Annotated in this window: 10 protein-coding genes; all 10 read right to left on the bottom strand. The window is 63.9% G+C overall.

What is annotated here, in order from left to right; translation table 11 throughout:
* Nucleotides 1-15: 15 nt before the first annotated feature.
* Nucleotides 16-576, bottom strand: a complete 561-nt coding sequence (locus AC0L3U_RS27865; RefSeq protein WP_473363970.1) for an Imm21 family immunity protein — start codon at nt 574-576, stop codon at nt 16-18.
* A gap of 246 nt (nt 577-822) precedes the next feature.
* The gene (locus AC0L3U_RS27860; protein ID WP_473363998.1) at nt 823-2,034 is read right to left on the bottom strand and encodes an ABC transporter substrate-binding protein; all 1,212 of its coding nucleotides are present in this window, start codon (nt 2,032-2,034) and stop codon (nt 823-825) included.
* A 293-nt stretch (nt 2,035-2,327) separates the two neighbouring features.
* Complete coding sequence (gene ftsH / locus AC0L3U_RS27855) at nt 2,328-4,250, bottom strand: ATP-dependent zinc metalloprotease FtsH (RefSeq protein WP_007596301.1); 1,923 nt, start codon at nt 4,248-4,250, stop codon at nt 2,328-2,330.
* A gap of 280 nt (nt 4,251-4,530) precedes the next feature.
* The gene (tilS, locus tag AC0L3U_RS27850) at nt 4,531-5,580 is read right to left on the bottom strand and encodes a tRNA lysidine(34) synthetase TilS (RefSeq protein ID WP_473363969.1); all 1,050 of its coding nucleotides are present in this window, start codon (nt 5,578-5,580) and stop codon (nt 4,531-4,533) included.
* A gap of 76 nt (nt 5,581-5,656) precedes the next feature.
* Nucleotides 5,657-6,712: a tol-pal system protein YbgF gene (gene ybgF / locus AC0L3U_RS27845; RefSeq protein WP_473363968.1), complete on the bottom strand. Its 1,056-nt coding sequence runs from the start codon at nt 6,710-6,712 to the stop codon at nt 5,657-5,659.
* A gap of 183 nt (nt 6,713-6,895) precedes the next feature.
* Nucleotides 6,896-7,384, bottom strand: coding sequence for a peptidoglycan-associated lipoprotein Pal (pal, locus tag AC0L3U_RS27840; protein WP_007596304.1), 489 nt, complete (start codon nt 7,382-7,384; stop codon nt 6,896-6,898).
* Between the two features lie 257 nt (nt 7,385-7,641).
* On the bottom strand, nt 7,642-8,406 hold the full coding sequence (locus AC0L3U_RS27835; protein WP_473363967.1) for an N-acyl amino acid synthase FeeM domain-containing protein: 765 nt from the start codon (nt 8,404-8,406) through the stop codon (nt 7,642-7,644).
* Between the two features lie 162 nt (nt 8,407-8,568).
* Entirely contained in the window at nt 8,569-10,899 is a 2,331-nt protein-coding gene (locus AC0L3U_RS27830; RefSeq protein WP_456768023.1) for a putative bifunctional diguanylate cyclase/phosphodiesterase, read from the bottom strand.
* 242 nt (nt 10,900-11,141) lie between these two features.
* Complete coding sequence (gene tolB, locus AC0L3U_RS27825; protein ID WP_473363997.1) at nt 11,142-12,488, bottom strand: Tol-Pal system beta propeller repeat protein TolB; 1,347 nt, start codon at nt 12,486-12,488, stop codon at nt 11,142-11,144.
* Nucleotides 12,489-12,529: 41 nt separating this feature from the next.
* Nucleotides 12,530-13,489, bottom strand: a complete 960-nt coding sequence (locus tag AC0L3U_RS27820) for a protein TolA (RefSeq protein ID WP_473363966.1) — start codon at nt 13,487-13,489, stop codon at nt 12,530-12,532.
* Nucleotides 13,490-13,491 lie beyond the last annotated feature (2 nt).

Below are 13,491 nucleotides of genomic sequence, written 5' to 3'. Positions count from 1 at the left end.
TTCGCCGTCTGCTCCTTAGCCGACTTCGTCAGAAAGTGGACCGATCCAGCAAATTTCGCGAACGACGATCGCAAGCCCGGCAGATCGGTAGTAAGCGGCTCTCGCGAGATAGCTTCCTGGTCGTAACGACAGAACCTGATGTTTACTGCGCAAATCGTCTCCTCTATCCGATGCATCTAGCAACCACATTGCACCGGACGCACCTGTGCCGAATTCCAGGCGTTCAGCATTTGAACTTTTCAGAAGGTTCCGTAGTTGTGGACTCTGCAACGCAGGTTCGATGAGTCTTTCGTCATCAACCCCAAGCCATTGAACGAGAAAGCCCCTGTCACGGTGACCACTGGAGCACCACGCGATGTCGCCGGCATCGCCAGATAGCACAACAGCGCTGCCTTGGTAGCAGGCAATTGATCCCAGCCAAGTTCTCACTCTACATGCACGGGCATAGTCGCTTTGGTCGGCCGGATCTTCATGATCGCGCCATCCTTCGATACCCCGCCAATGCGGGAGTTGTTCGTCAGCAATCAGCAGGTGAGGACCGCCGGTTGTCGTGATCCAATTGTGCGTTCGCAACATACGTCGAACGATAGCAGATATTTCCGGTGTTGGCCCGTAGTCGACGCGCCAAGGTGAGTTGCCCCTCCTCGCTTCCGAGGGCGTAGCAGACATAGCAAGCGTTCGCAGGCTGATCGGGTTTTCAGTACCCGTCTCAGCGCTTTGAATTTGGCGTCCAGGAAGTCAAACCTTCCCCAATCGGGAGAGATGATCCGAGTTCCGGACTCGCGCAGTGGATCGACCAAAAAGCCGATCCCTCATCAATCATCAATTGCCCGTCTGCAGGTCGCCGAAGCGCTCCCAGCTTTTGCCGTTGAAGCGCATGAACTGCATCTGGTCGACGGGGACATGATCGGTGGTGCCGGTGTTGACCTTGATGCCGGGCAGCAGCATCGGCAATTCGAGATCGCGGATCGCAAACGCCTGCTTGAGGATGTTCTCGGTCGACAGATCATTGCCGCAGGCTTTCAGCACAGCCTCCAGCGCCATCGCGCTGTTGTAGGCGTTGACGTAGTTGGTGTCGTGCTGGTCGGCCTCCGGCAAATATCTGGTCATGAACTCGCGCCAGCCCCTGACGCCGGAATCGTCCTTCCAGGCGGGATCGTCGGGGTCTTTCACGTAAGCGGTGGAGAGGATGCCGGTGCCGGCTTCCAGTCCCGCCGGCTCCATCACCGTCGAAACCCACACCGCAACGTTGGACAGGAACGTCATGGGACGCCAGCCGATCTCGAAGGATTTGCGGATCGCTTGTGCCGCGAATTTCGGGGTCGCCGCGATCACGAATACATCGGCGCCCGACGCCTTGAGCTTCACGACCTGGGAATCGATGGTCGGGTCCTGGATCTCGTATGTCGCGCCGGTGACGACGGTATCGTATTTCTCGCCGAGCACGTCCTTCAGCCCGGCGAGATAATCGCGGCCGTAATCGTCGTTCTGCGAGATAACGGCGAACTTCGCGTTCGGATTCTTCGCCAGCGCGTAACGCGCATAGAGCCGCGCTTCGTAGCGGAACGGCGCCTGCACGCCCATCGTCGCCTGCGGATATTGCGCGACGTCGGCGAACTTCGAGGCGCCGGAGCCGATGAAGAGCTGCGGCACGTTCCTGGACTGGAGGTATTTCGCGATCGCCGTGTTGTGGGCGGTACCGATCGAGGAGAAGATCAGCGCCACCTCGTCGCTCTCCACCAGCCTGCGGGTCTGCTCGACCGATTTCGGCGGCGCATAGCTGTCGTCGAGCGAGATCAGATTGACCTTGCGGCCGTTGATGCCGCCCTTCTCGTTCAGCATCTTGAAATAGCCGACCTCGCCCTTGCCGAGCGCACCGAAAGCCGACACCGGCCCGCTATAGGGCATGGTCTGGCCGATCTTGATCTCGGTCGCGGTGACGCCGCGCATTTCGGCGGCGGATGGAGCGGACAGGGAAGAGAATGTCACGAACGATACGGCGCCAAGCGCGCCCCATGCCCTCGCAAAGCGCATCGGCTTGCCCTCCCCTTTGTCTGCGCGGTCGAGCCGCACCTTCATTGAGGGGAGCATGCCACGACATCACCGCAGACTCCAATCGCTATGAGTCGCGGGGATCGGAGAGCGAGCAAAGGTAAGGGTGCCAGCACGGCGGCTGCCCCCATAGATGGTCGGCACTGCGCAAGGGCGGCTTTGCGCACCTACCTGTTCGTCGCGAGATGCTCAGTTGCCCACGTTCGAAAAGCACCATCCAACAAAAAAAACGCGGCGTTTCCGCCGCGTTTTTCAATTCCATCTGCCGTTCGCGATTACGCCTGCGGCTGCGGCTCCAGGCCGGGATCCGGATCGGGCCGCGGGCGCGACTTACCGGCCGGAGGCACCGCGGATGCGCGCGGCGTGGTCGGCTCGAGCACGGACTCGCGGTTCGGCTTCTTGCCCTTGAGCAGGTCGATGATCTCGTCGCCGGAGAGCGTCTCGAATTCGAGCAGGCCCTTGGCGAGAGCTTCGAGATCGGCGCGCTTCTCGGTGAGAATACGCGTCGCTTCGTTGTAGCCTTCTTCGACGAAGCGCCGGATCTCGGTGTCGATCTTCTGAACCGTCGCCTCCGATGCGTTCTGGGTGCGCGACACCGACATGCCCAGGAAAACCTCGTCCTGGTTCTCGCCATAGGACACGGTGCCGAGCGCCTCGGACAGGCCCCAGCGCGTCACCATCATGCGCGCCAGACGCGTCGCCTGCTCGATGTCGGACGACGCACCCGAAGTCACCTTCTCGCGGCCGAAGATCAGCTCTTCGGCGACGCGGCCGCCCATCATGATGGCAAGGCGTGAGGTCATCTGCTCCAAGGACATCGACAGCTTGTCGCGTTCGGGCAGCTGCATCACCATGCCGAGCGCGCGTCCGCGCGGAATGATCGTCGCCTTGTGGATCGGATCGGTCGCGACGACGTTGAGGCCGACGATGGCGTGACCGCCCTCGTGATAGGCCGTCAGCAACTTCTCTTCCTCGGTCATGACGAGCGACTTGCGCTCGGCGCCCATCATCACCTTGTCTTTGGCTTCCTCGAACTCGGCCTGCGTCACCATCCGCTTGTTGCGGCGGGCGGCGGTGAGCGCGGCTTCGTTGACGAGGTTCATCAGGTCGGCGCCGGAGAAGCCCGGGGTGCCGCGCGCGATGGTCTTGAGGTTGATATCGGGCGCCAGCGGCACCTTGCGGACGTGGACCTTGAGGATCTGCTCGCGGCCGACGACGTCAGGGTTCGGCACCACGACCTGACGGTCGAAGCGGCCGGGACGCAGCAGCGCGGGATCGAGCACGTCGGGACGGTTGGTCGCGGCGATCAGGATCACGCCCTCATTGGCCTCGAAGCCGTCCATCTCGACCAGCAACTGGTTCAGCGTCTGCTCGCGCTCGTCATTGCCGCCGCCGAGGCCGGCGCCACGGTGACGACCGACTGCATCGATTTCGTCGATGAAGATGATGCAGGGCGCGTTCTTCTTGGCCTGCTCGAACATGTCGCGGACGCGGGAAGCGCCGACGCCGACGAACATCTCGACGAAGTCAGAACCCGAAATGGTGAAGAACGGCACGTTGGCTTCGCCCGCGACCGCACGCGCGATCAGGGTCTTGCCGGTGCCGGGAGGGCCGACCAGCAGCACGCCGCGCGGAATGCGGCCGCCGAGGCGCTGGAATTTGCCGGGGTCGCGCAGGAATTCGACGATCTCCTGCAGGTCCTGCTTGGCCTCGTCGACGCCCGCGACGTCCTCGAAGGTGACGCGGCCATGCGCTTCAGTCAGCATTTTTGCGCGCGACTTGCCGAAGCCCATCGCCTTGCCGGCGCCGCCCTGCATCTGCCGCGACAGGAAGATCCACACGCCGATCAGCGCGATGAAGGGCAGCCAGGAGACCAAGAGCGAGACGAACCACGGCACGTTGTCGCCGGGCGGCTTCGCGGTGATCTGCACCTTGCTGTCATAGAGGCGCTTCACGAGCGTCGGATCGCTCGGCGCATAGGTCTGGAAGCTCGAGCCGTTGGTGAAGGTGCCGTGAATGTCCGGCCCCTGGATCACGACGTCGCGCACATTGCCGCGGTCAACCTCGCTTAGGAGCTGGGAGAAGGCGATGTCCTGCGAGGAGGCGCGCTGACCCGGATTCTGGAAGAGCGTGAACAACGCCAACAGCAGCAGGACAATGATGACCCAGAGGGCGAAATTGCGCAGATTGGCGTTCATCGATCTTCCTTCGTGGTCGCGCGGATCGCGGCCTGAGCCTTGGGCAGTTATTTGGGCAGCGCGAGGAAATCCCCAAGGAATCCTCTCGGTTAGACGGATACAATCTAGGTGTCGCTCCGGTCGCTGCCAAGGGAACGAGATGGGACTATTTAGCCCATCTTAGTCCGATTCCCGCTGAAATAATGGCACCCGGATCCCGCTTTTTCCTGCCTGGTTAAGGTGTCCTCACGGCGCGGTCTCGAAACGGCCGGTGCCATGATCCGCCCCTATCCACCCTCGATCAACCCTTGCGCCGGGCCGGCGCCGGCTCGATGCGGATACGTCCCCCGGCAAGGCTGATCAAGGCTCCCGCAAGCGTCTGCTTCAGGGCCGGCCGGCCATTTGCGGGTGCGCGGGGACTTGCGGCAATGGCCTGATCGAGCACGGCCAGGAGGGATTCGACCTTGCCGAGTTCCGCCGGTCCCTCATGCCCGAACGCGTCAATGGCCCGCAGCAGGATCCGCAGCCGGACCTCCTCCGGCAGGGCGGCAAACACGGGGGCCTCGAAGCTTCGAACGCCGGCCTGCGGCGCATCGCCGCGATCCCGCAAACGGAGGAAGCGCTCGGCTCCATCGGTCAGCACTTCGACGGCCGCATTGGCGCGCGCCAGCCTTGCCGCGAGCCGGGCCAGGCTGCGGGCATCACCGCCCTCCGCCGCGAGCTGCGGCAGCAGCGCACGCAGCCGCGGCCGGGTAAAGGCAGCGTCGTGGTTGGTGGGATCGTCGGCAAAGCCAATCTTCGCCCGCTTCAAGGTCGCGATCAGCTGCGACTTCGGAACATCGAGCAGCGGACGCGCAAGAACGATGCCGTCGCGCTCGGTGAGACGGGCCATCGCCGACAGCCCGGCCAATCCGCTGCCGCGGACAAGACGCATCAACAGGGTCTCGGCCTGGTCGTCGCGGGTGTGGGCGGTCAGCACGTGGGTCGCACCGGCGACGCGCGCGGCCTGCGCAAGCAGGCGGTAGCGGGCATCGCGCGCGGCGGCAGGCAGTCCCGTTTTCGGCTTGGCGCCGCGCCAGCGCAGGGTCCGATGCGGCAAGCCAAGCCCGGTCGCCAGACGCTTGACCTCGCGCGCCTCGCGCGCCGCCTCCGGCCGCAAGCCGTGGTCGATGGTGACGACGGTGAGACGCGGGCCGCGCGCGAGGCTGCGGTGCCAGCGCGCCGCAAGCCACATCAGCGCCACCGAGTCGGGCCCGCCGGAGACCGCGAGCAACAGTCCCTGCGCGCCTTTCAGGCCTGCGAAGAGGCGCTTGGCCTCACGCGCCGTGATCGGGGAATTGTCCTCTGACATGACGCTGCAATCGTCCGCGGATGGACCGACTGTTTAGCGCAGCGCCATCAATCTTGTCAGGATCAATCGCCGCGGCTCAGCACTTCACCCGCTTCTGCTCGCGGTCGACCGCGGCTTTGACGCCGGCGGAAGCGCGCGGATATTTGCGGCCGACTTCGCCGAAGGCGGCGCACGCGGCCTCCTTCTCCTTCAGCGCCGCCAGCGACTGGCCGAGCCGCAGCAGGGCGTCCGGCGCCTTGGCGGATTTGTCGTATTTGGTGGTGACGGCGAGGAAGGCTTCCGCGGAGTCGCGATATTGCTGGCGCTGGAAATAGCTCTCGCCGAGCCAGTATTGCGCGTCGCCGAGCAGCGGGTCGCTCGGATATTTCTGCGAGAAATTCTTCATGGTCTGCTCGGCCAGCGCATAGTCCTTGCGCTGCATGTAGCCGATGCCGAGGTCGAATTCGTCGCGCGGCGTTGCCGAGGGCGGCAGCGTCGTCAGCGCCGGGGCGCCTGCCGGCGCGGGAGAGCCGGTTGGGGCCGGCAGATAGCCGGGCTGCGCAGCTTGGGGTGCGGTCGCCTGCGGATAGCGAGCGCCGCTGTTGCCGAGATCAAGCGGTTCGCCGGCGCCACGGCCGCCGGGCGCGCCGCTCGGGGCACCTGCAGGCATCGGTTGCTGCCCGCCGCCGAGCGCGCGCGGCGCACCCGGCGCATTCGGGCTCTGGTTCGGGTCGAAGGCATCGCCGCGGCGGCGCATGCCCGGGGCGCCGGGCGCAGGCTGCTCCTGAACGATCGGCGCCGGAGAGGCGATCTGCGGCTGCTCGTAATTCGGCTGGGCCGCTTGCTGGTGCGGCGGCTGGCGATAGGCCGGCGCGGCTTGTGCGGGCGGCATGGCCGCGACATTGGGCTGGACCGGCGTCTGGCCGGGCGCAGCTTGCGCGCCGCCCTCGAGCGCCCGCAGCCGCTCTTCGAGCTGGCGGTTGCGATATTGCAGCTCTTCGTTCTGGCCGGTGAGCTGGCGCAACTGGTTCTCCAGCCGCTCGATCCGCATCTCGGGATCTGCATCGTCCGACTGTGCGAGGGCGGGCGAGCACAACGCGAGCAGCGCGGCGATCGCCACGGTGCCGGTGAAGACCTTAAATCTGGATGACATCTTGCCCTGACGACGAAAGCGAAATGGCCTGCGACCGAACATTCGACGCGCCACACATTGAAGGGGAGTACGCCAAAACTGTGACTGAAACAAAGGGGTTTCCGTCACAGATCGCTGAAACGAAACCGGCGCCCGAGAGGGCGCCGGCATAATAGGTTTCTGAAGATGAACGGCGCCTGAGTGTCAGGAGCTCGCGTTCAGCACGGTGACGGCGCGCCGGTTCTGCGACCAGCAGGAGATGTCGTTGCAAACGGCCACCGGCCGCTCCTTGCCGTAGGAGATCGTGCGCATGCGGTTCGGATCGATGCCGCGCGAGGCGAGGAACGAACGCACCGATTGGGCGCGGCGGGCACCGAGCGCGATGTTGTATTCGCGGGTGCCGCGTTCGTCGGCATGACCTTCGACGGTGAAGCTGTAGCGCGGATAGCTCTGGAGCCACTGCGCCTGCTTCTCCAGCGTCACGATCGCCTGCGGGGTCAGATCGGTCTGGTCGCTTTCGAAGAACACGCGGTCGCCGACATTGACGACGAAGTCTTGCTGACTGCCCGGCGTCGCCGCGTTGGCCATCGCATCCGTGGCAGCATTCTTGTTGGCGCAGGCACCCATCGACAACGCGACGGCAAGCACCGCGGCCAGCTTCAATCCCTGGAGGATGCGCATAGGATGTTTCATTCCGGAGCCTCCACGCTCACGTTTCGTCCACTGCTGTCCGGTCTACAGGGGGTTGGTTAAGCGAACGTTCCGTCAACCTTGATGGAACCTTGCCACAGCCGGTCAAATGCCCCCAACCAGCGAAAAGCAACCGTCATGGTTAATGGGTTGTAAATGTGGCGCGATGGTGAAGGCAAGCCGCGCCGAGCGGCAAAAACCGCGGCCTTTGCTGGAATTTTAGGCTCTCACGTGGAGACGCTGGGGCCAGACCTTGGGGCCTAGCGGGCAGAACCCGTCGCCGAGGCGGCTACGTCCGGGGTCCGCTGGGTGGCCAGCGACACCGGCCGCGGAGCTGCCAGACGCGGGCTGCTGCGTTGAAACAACATGCGCCGCTCAAAAGCGCTGGAGCGCATGATCGGAAAACGCGTCAGGACCTTTTCCCGCAGGTTCCGGAAATCGGACGCCATCAGCACGGCCTTCTTGGTGGGCCAGCCCGGAAACCCGCGGGGCTCCGGTGAAATGGTCTCGTGCAGGAAGACGCGACGATAAAACGCCTGATGGTCGGTCCGGATCATGGCCAGCCCGGTGTCGGCGTTGAAATGATCGCAAGCCACAAAAGCCAGCCGCACCGTCAGATAGGGCAGCTCCGGAAAACGCTGGTGCTTTTCGGGATCAGCAACAAACCGGCATGGATCGATGAGAACTTCGCCGCGGTCGAGGCGGGGATGCAGGACGTCGCCAAACACTTCGGTCGTGTAGGACATTCGCCAGTCGGACGTCAGGACGTGAATGCGAACGGAGCTGCAGAGCTCTCCATCGACATAGACCCCGAAATTCCAGGTGTTGGGCGCATCGTCGAAGCGATCGGTCACGCGCCGCGACTCCGACGGCTCGATCAGTCCGGCATGCAGATAGGCCCGGTACCGCATCAGATAGAGGTTGTCTCGGTCCTCGGGAGTTTCGATCAGGCGGTAATCGATGCGGTCAAACAGAGCGGCTCCCCGCGGAAGGAGCACCGTTTGCGGTTCAGCTCCAGACGTCATCCAGTACCCCTACACTCCAAAGCAACTTCTGCGAGTGTGACGAGATTAATGGTTCATTAACGGAATTGCAAAGGCTTAGAAACGTTAGGGTTAACCTTTGCAGCCGCAAAAACACGGGGCGCGCACAAGAGCCAAGACGTTGAAGGAGCAGGCAGTGAAAGATCAGGCGATCGATCGCGAGGACACCATGACGATCTGGTCCTCAGCCCCGCGACGGCCATGCGAGGCATTGAGCAATTGGCGAATCCGGACTGCCGGCACCGGCCGGCTGAACAGATAGCCCTGCCCTTCGGTCACGGTGCCGTCGGCGCTGATCAGCTCGAGCTGATCATTGGTCTCGATGCCCTCGACCACGACCGCCATGCCGAGATCGGCCGACAGCCGCGCCACGCCGCGCAGCAGCGTCAGCGGCCGGTCGGCATCGATGCCTTCGAGGAAAGAGCGGTCGATCTTCACCTTCTGCATCGGGAAATTATGCAGGTAGCTGAGGCTCGAATAGCCGGTGCCGAAATCATCCAGCGAAATGCGCACGCCGATCGCATGCAATTGCGACAGGATGTCGTGCGTGAGCTGGGTATTGCGCAACAGCGAGGATTCGGTGATCTCGATCTCCAGCCGATGCGCCGGGAGCCCCGAAACCTCGAGTGCGTAGCGGATTTCGCTCAAGACGTCGCGCTGGTGGAATTGCTGCGGCGAGAAGTTGACGGCGACGTTGACGCCCTCCGGCCATTTCATGCATTCCATGCAGGCGCGGCGCAGGATCCAGCGGCCGAGATCGACGATCAGCCCCATGTCCTCGGCGACCGGGATGATGTCGACCGGCGAGACCGTGCCGCGCACCGGATGATTCCAGCGCAGCAGCGCCTCGCACGTCGTGATCTTGCCGGACTTCAGATTGACCAGCGGTTGGTAGAACAGCTCGAATTCCTCGTTGGCGAGCGCCTTGCGCAGGTCGAGCTCGAGGATGCGGCGCGCCTCGACGGTCGCCGCCATCTCGTCGCGGAAGAAGCAGAAGGTGCCGCGGCCGTCGGCCTTGGCCCGGTACAGCGCCATGTCGGCGTTCTTGAGCAGCGTGTCCGCGCTGACACCCTCCGGCGAGGTCAACGCGATGCCGACGCTGGCGCCGATCTCGACCAGATGATTGTCGATGCGGTAGCGCTCGCTCAGCCGTTCGACGATCCGGCGCGCCAGCGCGGCGGCGTCCTCCGGCGAGGAGATGTTCTCCTGGAACACGACGAATTCGTCACCGCCGAAGCGGGCGACGAAATCCTCGGGGCGCAGCATCTCGCGCAGACGGTTGGCGACCGCGCACAGCAGCTGGTCGCCGCAGGGATGGCCGAGCGTGTCGTTGACCTGCTTGAACTGGTCGAGATCGACGAACAGCAGCGCGGACAGGCGCTCGGCGTCGTGCGAGATCGCCAGCAGCCTTTCGATCTCATCGCGGAAATGAACGCGGTTGGGGAGCGCGGTGAGGTCGTCGTAGCGCGCCAGATGCGTAATCTTGGCTTCGGCGCTGCGACGGTCGGTAATGTCCTCGAGCAGCACCACTGCGCCGCCGTCAGCCATTGGCTGGACAGTCCAGGACAACGACCGGTTTCGCTGCGTGTCGGGATCGGCGGTGATGATCTCCTTGGCTTGCGAACTCTCGATGTCCGCGACGATCCGCTCGCCGCTGCCAGCCGAGATCGATCCGGCGCTGACGCACGCCGCGACGATGTCACGCGCGTTGATGCCGCGTTGCGCGAGACCTTCCGGCAGGTTCATCATTGCGCCGAAGCGGTGGTTCATGACCGCCAGCTGTCCGTCGACGCGGAACATGCAGAGGCCGTGCGGCATGTTGTTCAACGCCGTATCGAACTGGCCGGCGAGCGCGGCTTCACGTTCCCGAGCCACGACCGCACCCATGAAGATTCGGTGCAGATTCACCGAGAGCTGCATGATCGCCATCAGGAACGCGCCGCTGACCAGCGCCATCGCGATGTAGTAGGGCGTTCCACGCAGCGCCAAGGCAAGCACGGCCGGACCGAAAATCAGCACGGCCTGGAGGTGGAAGATCGCAGGCCGGCCATATGCCCTGCCCGCGCCGCCCGCCGCGATTCCGGTGGTGACCGACAAGGCGATCATGTGGGCCACGGCGTCGTCCGTGGCTAACAGGGCGGTAGCGCACCAGATGCCTATCGCAGCCGCCTGGATCTTTGCCCCGATCTGATAGCGCTTCTGCCAGCGTGCGGCCGCCTCGACGGTCATGACCGCCTGACGTGCCTGATAGAGGCGCAGGTCGATCGCGCGCGCGGACCCGGCCAGCACAAGAAGTGCGACGCACGCCCAGATCAGCGGCTCTCCCGTCCTCAGGGCGGTGAGGGCCGCACCGATCGACACGAAAATGAGTCCGGCCAGCAAGGGGCCCGGCGCTTCGAACAGCGAATCGATTTGCGCCGCCGAAGTTTTCGGCGGCCGCTGTTCCGGCTCTCCGCTCTGACTTGCAAACTGCATCTGGTGTTTACGCGCGTCCTGTCTGGAGCGCAGTTTTACCGATCCGGTATGAAGTCTTTCTGAGGGAACATCGTTAAAGTCGAGTTGTTTTGAGTGACCAATAGTCGAAATACATCAATAGAAACAAACCCATGGGAAAAGTTTGCCGAGTGCAACCTTAAAGAACAATTATCGCGGGGAAACATCTGGCAAAGTTTTCGGAAAAGGCGCGCGGTCAAATCATCGCGCGCCGCGGGCAGCGGCTAGCCCGATGTCGAGGACAATAGCGGCGACCATGCCGGGTCGGAAGCGAAGCCCGGCGTCGGCACCTTCAGCTCGTTGCGCCCAGAGATGTCGACGGAGAACAGCGACGGCCCGCCGCTGCCGCCGGGATCGCGGAAGAACATCAGCACGCGGCCGTTCGGCGAGAAGGTCGGACCTTCGTTGTGGTAGCCGGAGGTGAGGAGCCGCTCGCCGGAGCCGTCCGGCTTCATCACGCCGATCGAGAACTGCCCGCCGCCTTGCCTGGTGAAGGCGATGTAATCGCCGCGCGGCGACCACACCGGCGTCGAATAGGTGGCGTTGTTGTCGTCCTTGGAGAAGGAGATGCGCTGCGCCGCTCCGCCGCCCGCGGCCATGACATAGATCTGCGATCTGCCGCCGCGATCGGACTCGAAGCAGATGCGGGCGCCGTCCGGGGAGTAGGACGGAGAGGTGTCGATCGCGGGCGTGTCGGTGAGGCGCGTCGTCGAGCGCGAGCGCAGATCCATCACGAACAGGTTGGAATTGCCGCCCTGCTGCAGGCTCATGATGACGCGCTGGCCGTCCGGCGAGAACCTCGGGGCAAAGGTCATGCCCGGGAAGTTGCCGACGATCTCGCGCTGGCCGGTCTCGATGTTGAACAGGTAGACCTTCGGATCGCCCTGGCCAAACTCCATATAGGTGATCTCTTGCGAGTTCGGCGAGAAGCGCGGCGTCAGCACGAGGTCGGAGCCGCGGGTCAGATAGCGCACATTGGCGCCGTCCTGGTCCATCATCGCGAGCCGCTTGACGCGGCGCTCCTTCGGCCCGGTCTCGTCGACGAACACCACGCGGCTGTCGAAATAGCCCTTCTCGCCGGTCAGCTTCTCATAGATCTGGTCGGAGATGATGTGGGCGATGCGGCGCCAATATTCCGGCGAGGTGAAATATTGCTGGCCGGCGAGCTGCTGGCCGGTGACCACGTCCCACAAGCGGAATTCGGCCTTGAGGCGTCCGTCCGGCTGCCGCGTCATGCGCCCGGTGACGAGGGCCTGCGCGTTGAGGGTCTTCCAGTTCTCGAATTGCGGCGCGACGTCGATGTTGCTGATGCGCTCGATGAAGGCGGCCTGGTCGACCGGCGCGAACAGGCCCGAGCGCTTCAGATTGTTGGTGATGACCTGGGTGACGCCGTTGCCAACGTCGCCGTCGGCCGGCGAGCCCGGCACAAAATTGGTGATCGCGATCGGAATCGGCCGAAACTCGGTGGGATCGATGCGGAGCCGTCCCTGCGGCTGCTGGGCGAAGACTTGTCCGCCCCCCAGCATCGCGAGTGTCGATCCGGTCAGGGTCATGAAGCGGCGGCGGTTCATCGAGCGAACGTCATTCATCGCAAAATTCTTTTGTTCGGATGTCACAACATGTCTTTCAGGCCGAAAGTCATCGGAATGAGCTTCCAGCTCTCGTATTGCTGCTTCGGCATGAACGAATAGACCTGGCACTGCACGATGGCGCGTCTGGCACTCTCCGCCACCGCCTGTGCGATCGACCGCGACGGCCCCCTCACCGCGACGACGATCGGCTCGGACGCGAGCGATCCGTCGATCTTCATGGGAATGTCGATGTCGGCTTCGTATTGATCGGCATCCTGCCCGTTATAGGTCGGCGTGAAGCAGCGCTTCACCGCCCCCTGGAACGCCCCCCGCCAGGTCGCAATGTTGTTGGCGGCCGTTCCGCTCGTCGATCCCAGCGAGGCCGACGCATTCAGCGTCGAGCCGGCGAGTTCGTGCCGGGTCGCCGCGCGCTTGTCGAGGTCACGGGCAATCTGCGCGGGATCGAACGTGCGCTCCTTGGGCTTCGGCTGCTGCTGTGGCTGCACCGCCGCGACCTTTTGCTCCGGCGGCTTGGGCGGCGGCTTCTTGGTTTCGAGCTTTTTCTGCAGCTCGGCGATCGGATCTTCCTTGGCCGGGTCAGGCTTTTTTTCCGGCGGCTTCGGTTCTTCTTTGGGCTTCGCCTCGGCGACGGGCTTGGGCGGCTCGGGCTTCTTCTCGACCGGCTTCTCGACCGGTTTTGGCGGCGGTTCGGGCGTCGAGTTGGTCTTGATCAGCTCTTTCTTCTCGGTGACCTTGCCGACGGCGTCTTCCTCGGGCTTGGCTTCCGCAATCTTCTCGACCTTCGGCTTCGGCTCTTTCTTGTCGCCGGTCTTCTGCCCCGACATCATCTGCGCGAGCTGGTCGGTGGAGATGATGTCGATCGGCAGCGACTCTTCAGCCGGAACGAAAGCCCTGCTGCTGAAGGTGACGAGCCCCCATCCCAGCACGAGGACGTGGAGGGCAATCGACGCAACGAGTGTCTTGTCGACCTTCACCTTCACCG

The organism is Bradyrhizobium sp. Kon69 (assembly GCF_055807515.1).
This window is presented reverse-complemented; position numbering and strand designations above follow the sequence as displayed.